A 17,512-nucleotide genomic window follows, 5' to 3' on the forward strand; every position below is an offset into this window, starting at 1 on the left:
TATTCATTGCCAGCGTTATATAGAAAAGGGACGCGAGAGAAGTGTTGTAGCTGAGGTAAAATACACATCGTTTTTACAGGAATAAATGTTGTCAGTATAGGATGCAGATTTTATCGCGGCTACCAGGCAGAGTGTTGTGTGAGAATTACCGTTTGGACATAGATGGGAATATATATGATTGATCTGGTCGGTCATCAGTTGGGTAATTATCATGTGCTTCGTCTCCTGGGGCGGGGGGGATTCGCTGACGTTTACCTGGGAGAGCAGGTCCATCTCAAGTCTCATGCCTCATTGAAAGTGGTTCGTACGCAGGTAAATAGAGAACAGTGCGCGGCCTTTTTGCAGGAAGCGCGTATCCTGGCGCATCTCAAGCATCCATATATCGTGCGGGTGCTTGATTTCGCGGTCGAGTCTGATATCGCGTACCTGGTGCTGGAATATGCGCCGGGCGGCTCGCTGCGCGCCACGTTTCCCAGGGGGACGCGTCTCCCGCTTGATGTCGTGTTACGCATTGTTCGCCATGTCGTGCCGGCCTTGCAGTATGCGCATGACGAGGGTTTTGTCCATCGCGATGTCAAGCCCGAAAATCTTCTCTGGGGTTCACATGGGGAGGTACTGCTCAGCGATTTTGGCCTGGCAGCCTTCGCCTCCAATGTGCAGCTCTATCGTGATCAGGACCTCGCTTTCTCTGGCGCGAGTATGTCGCCTTACATGGCGCCCGAGCAGCTGCAGGGGAAGCCGCTGCCGGCAAGTGATCAGTATGCGTTGGGTACCATGATCTATGAGTGGCTCAGCGGCACGACGCCTGTGCAGAGGGTGCAGGCATCGTTGGAGTCATTGGCGCATTCACCTTTCCCCTCGTATAAACTGCCGTCTGATATCCCGCAGGCCATCGAGGAGGTTATATCACGGGCTCTGGCCCGGGATCCCGAGCAGCGCTTCACCAGCGTGCGAGCTCTGGGGGAGGCCTTCGAGCGAGCGGCGCATGAATTCCAGGCGGTGATGCCTGTGCCCCTTTCTCTCTCCTCCTCTACCCGGGAGATTCTTGACATGTTGAGTCATAGACAGCCAGATAACCATCAATCGGAGGCGTTTTCCCTGCGTGGAGATGCGCCCGTTTTTCTTACCAGGCTGCTCGGGCGCGAACAGGATATCGAGCGTATCAGGGCGCTTCTTCAACGCCCTGATGTGCGTGCTGTCACCCTGCTGGGACCAGGTGGCGTCGGCAAGACGCGCCTTGGGCTGGCTGTGGCGCAGCACCTGTGCCCTGTTTTCAGGGATTGCGCGTGCTTTGTGGCGCTGGCCCCTGTCCGTGATCCACACCTGGTTCTGTCCGCGATTGCTCAACAGCTCTCTATACAGGAAGAGGATGAGCAGCCTGTGCTGAGACTGCTGATTGCGGCGCTGCGTGCTCAGCAATTGTTGCTTGTGCTGGACAACATGGAGCAGGTGGTGGCCGCCGCTCCACTGCTGGCTGAACTTCTGGCGGCCTGCCCGGGACTCAAGCTGCTGATTACCAGCCGGGCCCTGCTGCATCTTCCGGGCGAGCATTCGTTTCTGGTCCAGCCCCTGGCCCTTCCTGATCTCGCGCACCTGCCTGATCACGAGTTCCTCGCGCAGCAGGCGGCGGTCGCCATGTTCCTCGAACGGGCGCAGGCGATGCGACCGGATTTTGCGTTGACCGCCGAGAATGCCGGGGTGGTCGCTGAGATCTGTGTCCGACTGGATGGTCTGCCGCTGGCGATCGAGCTGGCGGCGGCGCGCATCCGGCTGCTGCCGCCAAAGGCGCTGCTGGAGCGACTGACGCAGCGCCTGTCGGTGCTGACACGTGGCGCCGCGACCCTGCCTGATCGGCAGCAGACGCTGCGTGCCACGCTGCAGTGGAGCTATGATCTGCTCGATAGCCACGAGCAACGTCTCTTTAACTACCTCTCCGTCTTTGTCGGCGGTAGCTCACTGGAGGCGGCGGAGGAGGTCTGCGGCGAGCTCCTTGCCGGAGATGAAGTGGAGAGATCGGTCCTGGACGGATTGGACTCGTTGCTTGAGAAGAGCCTGTTGCGGCTGATGGAGCTATCATCCGGTGAGTCGCGCCTGACGATGCTAGACACCGTGCGTGAATACGGACTGGAGTGTTTGAAGAACAGCGGGGAGCTTGCGCTGGTGCGTCAGAAGCACGCGGCGTACTACCAGGCCATGGCGCGCGGGGTGGCGACCAACATCAATAGTCCCGAAAAAGAAAACGGGCTCCGTCGGTTGGGGCAGGACAAAGACAATCTGCTCGCCGCCTTGAACTGGCTCCTTGAGCAGGGGGAGATAGAGCAGGCCTTACGCATGTGCAATGACGTTCTATGGTACTGGTGGACGCGTACCTATCCGCGTGAGGGGCGCATGCTCCTTGAACAGGAGCCCGGCGCCCCCGAGAGTGGAGAGCATGACATCTGGGGCTGGGGGCTGCAGACCCTGGGTGTTTTTGACAGCAACCAGGGTGACCTGATACGCGCCGTAGAGCTCTGGCAGATAGGTCTGGCATTTTTCCGCAGAGCCGGCGCGACGCTGGGGATCGCCTGGGCGCTCAGTAACATCGGCATCGTTACGATGTACCAGGGGGAGTATAGCCGCGCTCGGCAGTTCCTGGAGGAGAGCCTGGCTCTATTTCGAGAATTGGAAGACCAGAAACGCCATGATCCCTTACAGATACGGTCATCGCCCGCCTCAAGCGGGGTACCGTTTACCCTCTTCCGCCTCGCCGCCATCGCCAACATCCAGGGGGACTACGCCCAGGCGCGTACGCTTGCTGAAGAGAGTCTACCTCGAATGAGAGAGACGGCGGATAACACACGCATTTCGTCTGTTCTGGAGATCCTGGTACTGGTAGCGCTCAATCAGGACGAACTCGTCAGGGCTCAGGAACTACTGGCGGAAAAGGTCGCGCTCGACCGCGCAAGTGGTTCCATGCGCATAATTGGTGCCACCCTCTCACTCCAGGGGCAGATGGCGCTACTGCGGGGAGATCTCGACGGCGCGCGCGCCCTGCTGACGGAGAGCATCACCATCCTGAAAGAGATCGCCGCCAGCGGCATGCCATCTCAGGAGAGCCTGGCCGAAGCCCTCTCCTTGCTGGGACGAGTCAACGCGCGCCAGGGAGATCCTGTCCAGGCGCAGTCCATGTACCAGGAGAGCCTGACCATCGCCAGGCAGCTGAGAGTCCCCCAGATGGTCGCTTTTAGCCTGGAAGGACTGGCCGAAGCAGTAGTCCAGCAAAATCCCATATGGGCAGTACGGCTCTGGAGCGTCGCCGAAGCGCTGCGTGAAGTCAGAGGCACACCTCTGCCCGCCGCCTGGCGACATGCGTATCAACGCGCCGTCAAGCTCGCCCAAACCACCCTGAGTCAGAAAACCTTTTCAGAGCTATGGGCCACCGCACACAGCCTGTCGCTGGACCAGGTTCTTGATGAACAGGAGCCCGAGATACCTTCTTCCGCGTCATTACCTGAGTGCGAGAGTGCTGAGCCAGCCGCCTCGCCCGAGACCGGGCTACCCTCCACTGTATCCGCCGCCGTACTCACCGCCCGCGAGCTAGAAGTGCTGCGCCTGCTCGCTCAGGGACTGACCAGCGTGCAGATCGCCGATCAGCTCGTCCTGAGCACACGCACCGTCAACGCACACCTGCGCTCAATTTACAGCAAGCTCGGCGTCTCCTCACGTGTCGCCGCCGTGCGCTACGCCTTCGACAATCATCTTGTTTGAGTTCGGAGCCGGTAATGGCATAGTTACATTTACCTAACCTTTGCTTCACTTATGCCCCTGTTTATCAGGGGCATTTTATTGCCCCATCACTAGTTAGGATTGAGCAATGAGAAGCTCCCATCTCTCATTTCTTACACTCATGATCATTGCCTGCGGCACTCCTGAGCTTTCGCACCTCCGGTGCTCACGAGTCCGTTGTGCGTTGGTGCATCGGGTGCGCGGATGCGCACCCGATGCACCAACGCACAAAACTAGCGCGGCTGCGCAGCGGACGCGCGTGCGGGGGCACTCATGTGCCCCCAGAGTGATGGGGGAACTCAACTTCTAGCGTCGGGCAGGGTCAGGGCGAAGCAGAAGGTTGAGCCGGCGCCTTTGTCGTTTTCGACCCAGATCCGGCCGCCGTGGCGCTGGATGATCTCGGAGGAGATGTAGAGTCCGAGGCCGAGGCCGGGATAGGTATCTTCGCGCGGGCCGCTTTCGCGGAAGAAGCGCTCGAAGATGTGGGGGAGCTTATCTCTGGCGATGCCGATGCCGAAGTCCTGCACGCAGAACCGGATCTCCTGTTGGATGCGCGAGGAGGTGACGATCACCTTTGTTTTATGGGGAGAGTACTTGATGGCGTTGGTGAGCAGGTTGGTGATGACCTGCCCGATGCGTTCCCGGTCACCGTAGATTGTCGTGTTGGTGGCGCCTTCGCGTAGAATGCTGTGTATGGTGGTTTGCTGGATCTCTTCTGTGATCTCCTCGACCAGTTCGTCGAAGGCGAAGTCGGCTTCGTGTAAGGTAAGCTTGCCCGTGTCGAGCCTGGTTACGTTGAGCAGGTCGCTGATGAGAAAGGTCAGTTTCTTTATCTGGGTGTTCATTTTGGCGAGCAGGGCGGCATTCTTTTCGTCTCCGTCCTTGCGGAAGCGGCGCTCGATCAATTCGGCGAAGGCCTTGGTCGAGGTAATCGGCGTTTTGAGCTCGTGACTGACGATGTTCAAGAAATGGCTTTTCTGCTGGTCGAGCTGCCTTAGCTGTTCGATGTCTGTCTTGGTGCCGTACCAGCGGAGAATGTTGTTGTTTTCATCGCGCGTCGGCGTTCCTCTGACCAGGTGCCAGCGATACGTGCCATCCTTCATCTGGAGGCGTGCCTCGTGTTCAAATGCATTGCCCGTTTGTCTGGCCTGATTCCAGTCGCGTAGCACCAGTAGCCTGTCGTCGGGATGCACGAGTTCCTGCCAGTCGTAGATGCCGTCCTCGCTTCTGGACAGCTCGGTGTAATCCTGCAGACGCTCATTAAAAAAGTCGATGGATCCATCGGCGCGGGCTGACCATGCCAGCTGGGGTATGGAGTGTGCCAGGGCGTGCAGTCGTTCTTCGCTCTCTTCCGCTTTTTTGCGCGCGCGAATGATGTCCGTGACCTCATAGGCGTAGACAAGCACACCGTCTACCTTTCCGGCGGCATTGTGTGAAGGTTGATAGACAAAGTTAAAGTACACCTCCTCTAACTTCCCATTCCCCTTACGATTAAGGTAGACTTGAGCCTCATTGCCTACTACGGGTTCACCCGTTTGATACACGGTATCGAGTAGTTTAAGAAATTCCTGAGATTCAATCTCTGGCAGAACTTCGCGCACAGTTTTGCCGATGACGGATTGATGTATGCTAAGAAAGCTCTGAGCTATCGGATTGATAAGTTCAAAGATGTGGTTCGGCCCGCGAAAGACGGTGATTACGGCGGGCGCCTGCATAAACAGGTCGCGCAGGCGTTTACGCTCAGCCAGGACCAGTCGCTCGGATGCGTACAGGGCCTTCTCTATCTGTTTGCGCTCCGAGATGTCTTCCGTGATACCTATGAAGGCGCATATCGATCCGTCCGTGGCGTATTCTGGATGGATGCGTGAGCGTTGCCAGTGCCCATTATCGAAGAATTCCAACTGCTGTGCCTCGCGCGTCGCGATTACCCGCTGGCAGAGAGCTTCAAATCGATCATAGATGTCCTCAGAAAGGCCTATTTCACGCGCTGTTTTACCCAGCCATGCCTGGGGAGGCTGACCTGTGACGCGCTCAATCGCGGGACTAATGTACAGGTGGCGCATCTGGAGGTCCAGTCGAAAGAAGACATCAGGCAGGTGCTCAAGGATCGCTGTGGCGGCGGTCCTTTCTTCATTATCCAGAAATAGAGACGAGACAGGTGCCCTTACATGGATGCCTGCGGATCGATGCGGTTGCGACTCCTGGCCCTGTAGAAAAAGGTCGAAGTCCTGCTGGCGGATACGATAGCCCGCTTCTTCCAACGTCAGGGCTGGTAGTTTCCCCTGTTGAATCCAGTGGTGTACCGCCTGCACATTGACGTCAAGCCGCCGGGCAATTTCTTCCGCTGTGAGATACTCCTTCATGCTCTCGTCTTCTCCCTGCTCTAGTCGCCTGGTGAATACATTTCCGATGAGCGGACCTTGTATTCTGAGGGGAGTCTGGTTACTTCTGTTCTAATCGTCATATGTACTGTATTCAGCACGAATATGCTCTTAAAAATGTAACTGTTTTTACAGCATAACACCGGTTAGAGTTGATGTGCAAGCGGAACAATAGTCCTCAGGAGGGCTGAGGAAGAGGTGCAGCAATCAACTGGAGGGGTGCTTGTGTGTGCTACTATCGCCATGTACACTGGGATTAAAACAGATAGAGAAACAAAGAATGATGGGAAAGAGATATATATATGCTGAATTATTTGCGTTTCACCTGTGATCTGGATCAGCCGTTAACCGCATCGGCGATCGATGAGTGCTCGCTCTGGGCATCCAGATTTGGCTCCCTGCTGCTGGATAATCTGGAACTGCATGCCGATCTGCACATTCTGGATCTGGCATGCGGGACCGGCTTTCCGCTATTCGAGCTGGCCCATATGTATGGCACCTCGTGTCGGGTGACGGGGATCGATAACTGGAAAGAAGGTATCGAGCGTGCCCGGGCGAAGCTGGACGTCTACCAGTTGCCCAATGTGCAGATCGTTGAGGCGGATGCCGCCCATCTACCCTTTCCGGCCGAGAGCTTCGACCTGATCACAGCCAATCTTGGCATCAACAATTTTACTGATCCCGAGGTCGTTCTGGCGGAATGCTTCCGCGTCGGCAGGCCGGAGGCCCGTCTTGCGCTGACAACGAATCCCATTGGACACATGCGCGAGTTTTATGCGGTATTCCGAAGCATACTGGAAGAGCAGCACAGGGACCACTACCTGGAACGATTAGCGCAGAACGAGGCCCACCGAGGCTCAAAGGAGGCCCTGATCGAACTGGTGGGACGCAGTGGCTTTCGTATAGTTAAGATAAAAGAAGAACAATTTCAGTTTCGCTCCCTCAATGGGAGTGCCTTGCTTAATCATTTCTTGACGAAGATTGGCTTCCTGGGTGGCTGGCGACGGGTGATTGAGCCCGGGGATGAGGCTTCGATCTTTGCGGAGCTTGAGCGCAGGCTCAATCAGCTCGCGGAGGCTCAAGGCGAGTTGCGCCTGACCATTCCTATGCTTTATCTGGAGGCGGAAAAGTCTGCTACGCGCCCTTCTCTGTCTTGAACACTGTTCCGCGAGCCGATTGCATGCGCCGGACCGGGTATGAGCGCGTCAATGCTCCTGATCCACTTTGCCCGTGTCGTCGGGATCCCTCATCAGCGCGCGCCTTTCAGATGGAGATGGAAGGCGCGTGTTGCCGGTAACAGGGGGATTGCCCTCCGTGGATGCGGAGACCGGTCCCTCGTATTGCTGTGATAGCCGCTTGTCATCGGCTGGATCACCACCGTGTTTGGGATTGGTGCTCGCCTGCCGCTGCGTGGCCGCCATCTGCTGCTCCATATCCTTGAATATCGGTTCCTTTCGCTCATCCTCTGGGCCTGCCGGCTGGTTATAGGTATCTACCTGCGGCGGATAGGCTGAGCCGTTTGTGTACGACTTTCCTTCGGGATCGTATAGATTGCTTTGCTTATTATACTTGCGCGCCTGCTCTGGATCATAGCTATCTTTATCGTAGCGTTCATCTTCTACTGGCATAAGTTGTATAGTCCTTCCTCTATCTACCATCGAAGTTCGCCTGGAGTGGTTATTGTTAAAAAAGGCTCCTGACGTTAATGCGTAACCCTGGTATCACGTACTGGCTCTTTAAAAGAGAACATCTCTCCGAGGCCCTAATATAGATATAAAAGATCGCGTCCGTAGCGCGATCTCAGTAGTCCAATGGTGCGTTATTGCATCGTGGGCGCATCTACGCCCACGATGCAATAACACGAGGTAAGATATCCTCTTAGCCATTCTCATCCGTAACCTGAATCATATTCTCTTGCGCGGTGCCGTGATCGGCCTGCATCTCCGTGACCTTCCAATGCGGCTGTTCTCCCTGGCGCCAGAAGCGCAGTGTGATGGAACAGGGTCCAACACGCAGACGGTGGAGCGTGATGTCGGGCAGCCAGTGGGGGAGGGTGGGATGTACATAGAGGCGTTTGTGCGGCGCGTCGGCGCGCAGTCCCAGGATGGTACGCAGCATATGGAAGATGCTGCCGGTGGCCCAGGCCTGGGGAATGTTGGCGCCCGCCGGATAGAGAATGGGAAAGTCTATCTCACCAGCGCGCTGCACGCCCGCGAAGACCTCCGGTGGCCGGTAGCCATCAAAGCGCTCGATGGCATCGAAGATGCCGCGGATCACGTGATTGGCTTCCTGCGCTAATCCATAGCGTTTGAATCCGTCGGCGATGATCCCATTGTCCTGCGGCCAGATGGAGCCGCGCTGATAGGCGAAGGGATTGTACGCCGCGTTATCGCGCGAGAGGGTGCGAATGCCCCAACCGCTCCACATATCCTCCTGCAGGAGTCGGCGCGCGGTACGCTCGGCCTTATCCTGATCGGCGATCCCGCTCCAGAGGCACTGGCCAGCGTTGGAGGCGATCGAGGTAATCTGCTTCTTATCGGGATCTAGCCCGAAGGCGAAGCAGCCCTCGTTCTCCATCCAGAACGTCTGATTGAAGCGGCGCTTGAGCGTCTCGGCCTCTTGCTGTAGCGTCTGCGCCCTCTTTTGATCGCCGAGGGCCGTGAAGACTTCAGCCATGCGCGTTTTGGCATCATAGACATAGCCCTGTAGCTCGCAGAGTCCCTTGGGCTGCTTTACGGGCGTTCCATCTGCGTAGACGACAGCATCGGCCGCGTCTTTCCAGCCAACGTTGTTATAGTGATATGGAGAGAAGCTTTTGTATTCCTGGAAGCCGTCACCGTCAAGGTCGCCATAGTGGTCGATCCAGTGCAGGCATTTCTCGGCCACCTCGCGATACTCTTTGAGCAGCTCGACATCCCCGGTCCAGCGGTAGGTTTCGGATAGGATGATGAGATAGAGAATGGTGGCGTCGGCTGTGGCGTAGAAGGGAGTGAATGGAACCTTGTGAAAGTGCGCCAGCTCACCGAAGCGGATCTCATGCATGATCTTGCCGGGCTGGGCGTCGCGCTCATCGTCGCGCTCTTGCGCCTGGTATTGCGCCAGCCGTTTGAGGGCGCCGCGCGCGAATCCTTCCGCCACCGCCATATTCTGATACGAGACGGTCAGGCTATCGCGGCCAAAGAGGGTGACAAACCAGGGCACGCCCGCCGCTGGCACCCAGGCCTCATCGGAGACATCCATATCGTAAATGCGTAGCGCGCCCATATCCTCTACCGCCTGCTGATACATGCGATAGATGTGGTGGTTGGACGTCGTAACCTCTGTGCAGTTGTCCTGCCAGCGCTGCTGTCGTTGCTCAAAATCGTTGCTCTGTTCGTGTCCCGATGTCAGCAGAGTTTGCGTGACGTTCATGTCTTTTGTGGGTTGGCTGCATAGTCCGGGGGCGGGCTTCCTCACCTGCTGCCCATGTTCAAGTATCATTTCGCAGCAGGTATGCCAGCGTTGATTGGGCGCCAGGGCTATCTCAATGCGCAGACGCCCATTCGCATAGCCAACCGGCACGTCATTGAGGATGCGGTAACGCATCGCGCGATGAAAGTCTTTGTTATCATAGGTGGTGTAGAGCTGCCTGTTCTGGGCATTCCATTGCGTCTGCTCCCGGCCGCGCTGCACGATATGTTTAGATTTCACCTCGAACAGATCGGCGAAGTCGGAGCGCATAGATAGTTCAAATATGAAGTGAATGGATTTGCCCGTATAGTTGGCGATATCTATATCCTCGTGAATCCCTTCATGCACAATCCGGTTGATGGTGACACGCAGGGTCTGCTCATCAATGACGCCGCCTTCCGTCTCAATGCGTGGATTGGTCAGGTGATAGCGCGCGGCATAGAACGTCAGCTGACTGGAATTGATGACCTGTAATGGCACCTGGTTAATATACATGCGGTAAAAGCTCAGGAAGCGCGTATCGATGGCGTATACTCCCTGGTCGGTACCTGTCATGATTTCGCCCGCCTGGGTCGTGACCATAAAGGTACGGCCCTGGCTGATGGTGATGGTAGGTGGACCTACCCGTATTTCGACTGTCATTCCGTTGTGCCTCCATGAGCTGGTAAGCCGGGGCAAGCCCGGCACCTACGACGATGATAACGACGATTAACCGGAGAAGGAGCGCCGCGCTACGCCTTTGATGTCGGTGTGTAGATAGAAAAGGTCGCCGCTCTGAGGATACTGGTGGCGCTGCTCCTCATTCAGTTCGTTCCAGGCGGTGGTGATGTAGAGATCGCGCATGTCCTTGCCACCGAATGTGCAGCTGGTTGGATGTGGTACCGGCACCGAAACTTCCCGTTCGATCTTGCCGCTGGGATCGTAGCGGATGATCTTCCAGCCGTTGTAGCGGACGCTCCAGAGGAAGCCCTCGCTATCGATGGTCAGGCCATCGGGGACACCCGGTTCACCATGGGTCCGCACGAAGGGACGCCGGTGCTCGATAGCGCCTGTCTCGGGATCGAAGTCGTAGGCGTAGATCACCTGCTGAGGCGAATCGGTCAGATACATGGTGCGGTTGTCCGGGCTCCAGACCAGCCCATTCGGCATCCCCAGGCCCGTGTCCATAACATGGAGCGATACATCGGGATCAAGGCGATAGAGGGCGCATTGTGGGGTCGGGCAGGTATCGGGCGGATCGCACATCGATCCTGCCCAGAAGCGTCCCTTGATATCGATATTGCCATCGTTGAAGCGTCGGTTGGCCTTGCCCTGTAAGGGATTGGCGACAATGGTCAGCTCCTTCGTCCTGTCATCCCAGCAGGCCAGTCCCTCATCGGTGGCCATGATCTGGCCGCCGCCGCTGCGCGGCGCCATCACGCCTATCTGCGCTCCAACGTCGAAGGTTTCGTACTGCTTCGTGCGCGTGTCCATGCGGAAGAAGCGTTTTTGTTTGATATCGAGCCAGTAGAGCTTCTGCTGGTCCGCGTTCCAGAACGAGCCTTCTCCCAGTTGATTCGTCATGGTCAAAAAATGCTCTGCCTGTAGCATCATCGGTGGGTCCTTTCTATCGTTATGTATCCCGGCTCAGGGTTGACGGATGTCATTTTCGGGTAAGATGATGCGCGTGCCCCGTTGAAACGTGATGTAGATCCAGGCATATTCAAGAAACACAAGGATGCGGCTGCGCAATCCAATCAGGAAGAAGATATGCACAAAGAGCCACGTCAGCCAGGCGAGCAGACCGCTAAAGCGAATGGGACCGATGTCGACGATGCCAAAGCCGCGCCCTACCGTGGCGAGGGTGCCCTTATCAAAGTAATGGAACGGCGACTGGCGGATGGTGTTTCCTGTAGCACGGCTGGCGATAATGGAGGCTACATACTTCCCTTCCTGTATAGCTACCGGCGCCAGGCCGGGAAGATGCTTCCCGTTTTGGGTGACCAGCGCCGTATCGCCGATGACAAAGATGTTGTTGTGACCTGGAACGCTCAGATCCGGCTGGACCTTGACGCGTCCGTCGTGGTCAACGTCGGCATGCAGCCACTTGCCCGCCGGTGAGGCCTTGACCCCGGCGGTCCAGATGATGTTTTCGGTGGCCAGGTGTTCATCCCCGACCATCACGCCATCTTTGCGAACCTCCTTCACGTGTTTGCCAGTCTTGATTTCAACCCCCATCCGCTGCAATTTCCTGCTGGCCTGCTGCGCCAGAGAAGCCGGGAAGCCGGGGAGGATTCTGTCGGGACCCTGGACCAGTATGATACGTGTCATGTCGGGATTGATATGGCGGAAATTGCATTTGAGCGATTGGTGGGCCAGTTCGGCGATGGCACCGGCCAGTTCGACACCTGTGGGACCTCCCCCCACCAGCACAAAGGTTAACAGGGCTCTGCGCTTCTGCTCATCTGGCTCTCGTTCCGCCGCTTCAAAGGCCGAGAGGACCGTGCGTCGGACCGTCAGTGCGTCATTGATGGACTTGAGTCCGGGGGCCAGTTGCTGCCATTCGGGGTGCCCAAAGTAGTTGCTGGTCGCCCCCGTGGCCAGCACGAGGTAGTCATAGTGTACCGCCTGCCGATCGCCCAGCAAGACCTGTTGTTCGTCCAGGTCTATCCCTGTGACCTCGGCCATCAGGGTGCCCGTATTATCCTGTTTTTCCAGGATGGCGCGGATCGGGTTGCTGATATCGGATGGCGAGAGGCCGGCGGTAGCAACCTGGTAGAGCATGGGTTGAAACAAGTGAAAGTTATGTCTGTCGATGATGGTGATGTGGACGGGTTGCTTGCCCAGCTCTTTGGCGACCTGCAGGCCCCCGAATCCACCCCCTACGATAACGACATGTGGGGTCGTGGTCGGCTTCTGTTGCTGCGTCGGTGCGACTTCCGATGATTTGCCCTGTCGCGTCTGTGTGTTCATAAATCTTTCGATCCTTTCACTTTCTACATCTGCCCGCCTTTTTTAATCATAGAGGTTTTGTGATGAAGGGTGCGCACGCCCGAGATGGATATTGAGCGCTTTATCCAGATGATAGCAGGCGGTGATCAGCGCGAGATGAGTAAAGGCCTGGGGATAGTTGCCTAGCGCCACGCCTGCGGGACTGATCTCTTCGGCATACAGGCCGACGTGGTTGCTGTATGAGAGCAGCTTCTCCAGGCGCAGCCGCGCCTCATCGAGCCTGCCCGCGCGCGCCAGGTCTTCCACCAGCCAGAAGCTACAGGCGCTAAAGGTCCCTTCCTGCCCCTCCAATCCATCATCCGCCGCGCCCTGCGTGTAGCGCTTCACCAGGGAGCCCTCGCTGAGCTGGCGCTTGATGCGCTCGATGGTGGAGAGCATGCGCGGCTCCCTGGTACCGGTGAAGTTGGTAATCATCAAGAGCAGGGCGCTGGCATCGATGGCATCGCTTCCATAATATTGCACGAAGCTCTGCTCCTTCTCGTTCCAGGCCTTGTTCATGATCTGCTCGTAGATCTGAGAGCGGATCTCCACCCATTTTTCGGTCGGGGCGGGCCAGCCGCGATCGCGCGTGATGCGGATGGCGCGGTCAAAGGCCACCCAGCTCATCAGGCGCGAGTGCAGGAAGTGTTTAGGTCCACCACGTACCTCCCAGATCCCCTCGTCGGGCTCCTGCCAGTGCTCGGCCAGCCAGTCGAGGAGGTTACGCACATTAAGCCACAGATCATAGCTGATCGCCTCGTGATTATTGAAGATGAAGATGGCATCCATCATCTCTCCGTAGATATCGAGCTGCGTCTGAGTGTATGCCCCATTGCCAACGCGCACGGGACGGCTCTGCCGGTATCCCTCCAGGTGGTCGAGGGTGATCTCGGTCAGCTTCTGCTCTCCATCGATGCCATACATCGGCTGGAGCATGCCGCCGTCGTTCAACTGGTGGCAGCGATCATCCAGCCAGCCCATGAACTCCTCAGCCTCCTGGGTCAGGCCGAGGGTGAGCAGGCTGTAAAGCGAGAACGAGGCATCGCGGATCCAGGTGTAGCGATAGTCCCAGTTGCGCTCACCACCTATTGATTCTGGCAGGCTGGTGGTGGCGGCGGCCACGATCGCGCCAGTAGGAGCGTAGGTAAGTAATTTCAGGACCAGGGCTGAGCGCTGCACCATCTCGCGCCAGCGTCCCTGATACCTGCATTGCGAGAGCCAGTTCTGCCAGTAGTGCGATGTTTGATGAAACGCGGTGTGATAAGCCTTCTCTGAGATTGGTTGCGGCGCCTGTTTGCCGTCCTTGCTGCTCTCCAGCATGAAGTGCAGGGTCTCATCTTTATGGAGCGTAAAGGTCGCTTTGACGCCCCCTTGCTCATCTTGCTCAAGCGCGATCGGCGAGGAGAGCCTGAGGTGGAAGTCCTGGTGCAGAAAGGTGGCTCCGCCCTCTGAAAGCTCGACGCGATGTTCATCCCGCGCGTAATTAAATGCCGGTCGGCACATCAGCGTGAAAGAGAGCGACCCGTGGACCATCGTCACGGAGCGGATAATTTTGTGATCGTGCGTGGGGGTGCCTACCTCTTTAATCGGCATGAAATCCGTTACCTCGGCCACTCCCTCCTGGCTGAGAAAGCGCGTGAGCAGAATATTGGTTTCCGGCAGATACAACTGCTGACGCCTGATGTCTGACATCTCGGTTGGGGCGATGCGGAAAAAGCCTCCTTTTTCCGCATCCAGCAGCGCGCCAAACACGCTTGGCGCGTCAAAGCGTGGCAGGCAGCACCAGTCGATGGAGCCATTCTTGCCCACCAGCGCTACCGTGTGTAGATTCCCTATCAGCGCATAATCCTCAATTGGTAGATATTTCTGTTCTTCTGACATACCACCCTCCCCTATAGTCCGCCGGTATTGCGCATCAGTCCACCATCGATGAAGAAGGTCGCGCCTGTGACGTAGGAGGCGGCATCTGAGGCCAGATAGAGGGCCATCTGCGCGACCTCCTCTGGCTGCGCCATACGATGTAAGGGAATCTCTTTCAGCAGTGCTCCCATCTTCTCCGGGTCCGCCTCAACGTCCCTATCGATTGGTGTATGCACGGCGCCGGGACCGATATTGTTGACGGTAATGTTATGAGGGGCCAGTTCAAGGCAGATGGTGCGTGTCAGCATGCGCATGCCACCTTTCGCGCAGCAGTAGGGAACGTTGCCGGGCATCGGCAGGTCTTCGTGGACGGAGGAGATGTTGATGATGCGGCCCGCGATCTTCTGTTTGATCATCTCGCGCGCGGCCAGCTGCGCGCCGAAAAAAGCGCCTTTGAGATCGACGCCCAGGACACGGTCAAAATGTTCCTCCGTTTCATCCAGAAACGGGCTGTGGACCTCCATGCCTGCATTGTTGACCATGATATTAATATGCTGAAACCGTTCAATGGTGTGCTGAATGAGTCCGGCGACCTGTTGATACTGTGAGACATCAGCCTGCATGATGATCGCTGTGCCATTATTCTTCTTAATGGTCTGCATGACCTCTTCCGCTTTATCCTGCGCATGAGCATAGTTGATAACGACGGTCGCTCCTTCTTGCGCGAATTGAATGGCGATGGCCCGGCCAATACCACTATCGGAGCCGGTCACAATGGCGACTTTTTGATCTAGCTGTCCCATATAGGTATCCTTTCATCTATTCACAAAACATATGTTTATCCAGAATGTTTCTTACTCTCATCAGAGTGGGGCACATGAACGCCCCCGCATGCGCGTCCGCACTGGTTTTTTTGTATTGGTGCATGGGGGCGTGCGAATGAACGCCCCCGTGCACCAATACAAAACTAACTCCTGAGCACCGCAGGTGCGAAAACACAGGTAGACCGCAATCATCACTTCATCTGGCTATGGTAGTAACTGGTTTATTCAAAGTGTACTGAGCGATGGTAAGGAAATGGTAAAAAAGATAGACCCCCAGCATATCGATTTGAATCACGAATTCTCGCTCGTGAAGACTCTACAGTAATTTTTACCAAGTTATAACCAAATGCTTCTACACTGATTTCTAGTAAAGCAATGAGAAGTCAACAGTCAATCATTGTCAGTATAGATCTGATACCTGTTTATGCTGTAGCGTTCTGTGTTAACAGGAGAAGGAAGAGAAAAAAATGAGCACAACAGTCAGTGATTTTCTACTAGAGCGCCTCTCGGAATGGGGTGTCAGGCGTATTTATGGGTACCCTGGTGATGGCATCAATGGTATTCTAGGAGGACTGGAGCGCCACCAGGAGCTGTTTGAATTTGTACAGGTACGCCATGAAGAGATGGCGGCCTTTATGGCGACCGCGCATGCCAAGTTTACCGACGAGGTCGGTGTCTGCCTGGCTACTTCGGGTCCGGGCGCGATCCATCTCCTTAATGGTCTCTATGACGCGAAGATGGACCATCGTCCAGTGGTGGCGATCGTTGGCCAGGCGGCTCGCGCCGCCATCGGCGGCAATTATCAGCAAGAGGTCGATCTGCAGACCCTGTTTAAGGATGTGGCCGGTGAGTATGTCTATACCGCCTCAAGCCCGGTGCAGATCCGTCAGCTGGTTGATCGCGCCATGCGTATCTCCATGGCCGAGCGCACCGTGACCTGTATTATCATTCCTAAAGATGTACAGGAACTGGATGCCGTTGAGAAGCCTCCACACGCCCATAATACCGTACATACCGGCACGGGCTATTCGTCTCCGCGCGTTGTGCCTACGGAAGAGGATCTCAAAAGGGCCGCCGCGGTTTTAAATGAAGGCAAGAAGGTGGCGATCCTGGTCGGCGCGGGAGCCAAGCACGCGACCGATGAGGTCATCCAGGTGGCGGATCTGCTCGGCTGCGGGATAGCCAAGGCTCTGCTGGGTAAGCAGGTGGTCCCCGATGATCTCCCCTTCGTTACCGGCTGTATCGGTCTGCTGGGAACCAAGCCCAGCTACGATATGATGATGGAGTGCGATACCCTGTTCATGATCGGTTCAACCTTCCCTTATGGTGAGTTTCTGCCGAAGGAGGGACAGGCCCGTGGTGTCCAGATCGATATCGATGGCCGCAACCTCAGCCTGCGCTATCCGATGGAGGTCAACCTGATCGGCGATAGCACCGAGACGCTGCGCGCCCTCATCCCATACCTCGAACGCAAAGAGGACCGCTCATGGCGCGAGAAGATCGAGAAGGGCTATCACGACTGGTGGAAGGTGGTTGAGGCTCGCTGTATGGAGAGCGCCGATCCGCTCAATCCCGAGCTGGTCTTCTGGGAACTCTCCAAACGCCTGCCGGACAATTGTATCCTCAGCGGTGATGCCGGTACCGCCACCAACTGGTATGGACGCATCATCAGGATGCGCCGTGGCATGCAGGGCTCCCTCTCTGGCAGTCTTGCCACGATGGGCGCGGCCGTCCCCTATGCCATCTCCGCCAAGTTCGCCTATCCCGATCGTGTGCCGATAGCCTTGACCGGTGATGGCGCCATGCAGATGAACGGCCTCAACGAGATGCTTACCGTCGCCAAGTACTGGAAGCGCTGGAGCGATCCCCGCCTCATCTTCCTGGTACTCAATAACCGCGACCTCAACCAGGTCACCTGGGAGATGCGCATCGAGGCAGGCAACGCCAAATTAGAGTCCACGCAGGATCTGCCGGACTTCCCCTACGCGTCCTACGCCGATTCGATCGGCCTCAAGGGTATTCGCGTCGATCGGCCGGAGGATGTTGCCTCGGCCTGGGATGCCGCCCTCTCCGCCGACAGGCCGGTGATCTTCGAGGCCTATACCTCCGCAAACGTGGCCACGCTGCCGCCACACATCACCTTTGAGCAGGCCAAGAACTATACATCCGCGCTCCTTAAAGGCGATCCAGAAGAGGGTGGGATCATTAAGGAGTCCATCAAGGGTGTAGTTGAAGGTATCATGCCACATCGTGGCTAGTCCG

General features: G+C 56.8%; 10 protein-coding genes. 3 read left to right on the top strand and 7 right to left on the bottom strand.

Annotation, left to right across the window (positions count from 1 at the left end; all coding sequences use genetic code 11):
- The first annotated feature begins 174 nt into the window (after positions 1–174).
- Positions 175–3,747, top strand: coding sequence for a protein kinase domain-containing protein (locus KTT_RS37125; RefSeq protein ID WP_160145920.1), 3,573 nt, complete (start codon positions 175–177; stop codon positions 3,745–3,747).
- 317 nt (positions 3,748–4,064) lie between these two features.
- Here the strand turns inward: KTT_RS37125 and KTT_RS16410 are convergent, their stop codons facing one another.
- The gene (locus tag KTT_RS16410; RefSeq protein ID WP_126597012.1) at positions 4,065–6,128 is read right to left on the bottom strand and encodes a PAS domain-containing protein; all 2,064 of its coding nucleotides are present in this window, start codon (positions 6,126–6,128) and stop codon (positions 4,065–4,067) included.
- A 320-nt stretch (positions 6,129–6,448) separates the two neighbouring features.
- Here KTT_RS16410 and KTT_RS16415 point away from each other — a divergent pair, with 320 nt between their 5' ends.
- The gene (locus tag KTT_RS16415) at positions 6,449–7,303 is read left to right on the top strand and encodes a class I SAM-dependent methyltransferase (RefSeq protein WP_126597013.1); all 855 of its coding nucleotides are present in this window, start codon (positions 6,449–6,451) and stop codon (positions 7,301–7,303) included.
- A 48-nt stretch (positions 7,304–7,351) separates the two neighbouring features.
- Here the strand turns inward: KTT_RS16415 and KTT_RS16420 are convergent, their stop codons facing one another.
- From KTT_RS16420 to KTT_RS16445, 6 genes are all read right to left on the bottom strand, one after another.
- Positions 7,352–7,774 (bottom strand): hypothetical protein, encoded by a 423-nt coding sequence (locus KTT_RS16420; protein ID WP_126597014.1) that lies wholly within the window; start codon positions 7,772–7,774, stop codon positions 7,352–7,354.
- Positions 7,775–8,024: 250 nt separating this feature from the next.
- Positions 8,025–10,238, bottom strand: a complete 2,214-nt coding sequence (locus tag KTT_RS16425) for an amylo-alpha-1,6-glucosidase (protein ID WP_126597015.1) — start codon at positions 10,236–10,238, stop codon at positions 8,025–8,027.
- Positions 10,239–10,304: 66 nt separating this feature from the next.
- Complete coding sequence (locus KTT_RS16430) at positions 10,305–11,189, bottom strand: SMP-30/gluconolactonase/LRE family protein (RefSeq protein WP_126597016.1); 885 nt, start codon at positions 11,187–11,189, stop codon at positions 10,305–10,307.
- A gap of 33 nt (positions 11,190–11,222) precedes the next feature.
- Positions 11,223–12,548: an NAD(P)/FAD-dependent oxidoreductase gene (locus KTT_RS16435; RefSeq protein ID WP_126597017.1), complete on the bottom strand. Its 1,326-nt coding sequence runs from the start codon at positions 12,546–12,548 to the stop codon at positions 11,223–11,225.
- 42 nt (positions 12,549–12,590) lie between these two features.
- Complete coding sequence (locus KTT_RS16440) at positions 12,591–14,447, bottom strand: glycoside hydrolase family 15 protein (RefSeq protein ID WP_126597018.1); 1,857 nt, start codon at positions 14,445–14,447, stop codon at positions 12,591–12,593.
- Between the two features lie 11 nt (positions 14,448–14,458).
- Positions 14,459–15,229, bottom strand: a complete 771-nt coding sequence (locus tag KTT_RS16445; RefSeq protein ID WP_126597019.1) for a glucose 1-dehydrogenase — start codon at positions 15,227–15,229, stop codon at positions 14,459–14,461.
- A 488-nt stretch (positions 15,230–15,717) separates the two neighbouring features.
- Between KTT_RS16445 and KTT_RS16450 the strand changes: the two genes are divergently transcribed.
- On the top strand, positions 15,718–17,508 hold the full coding sequence (locus KTT_RS16450) for a thiamine pyrophosphate-requiring protein (protein WP_126597020.1): 1,791 nt from the start codon (positions 15,718–15,720) through the stop codon (positions 17,506–17,508).
- The last annotated feature ends 4 nt before the right edge of the window (positions 17,509–17,512 follow it).

The sequence above is a fragment of the Dictyobacter aurantiacus genome (assembly GCF_003967515.1).
Classification (GTDB): domain Bacteria; phylum Chloroflexota; class Ktedonobacteria; order Ktedonobacterales; family Ktedonobacteraceae; genus Dictyobacter; species Dictyobacter aurantiacus.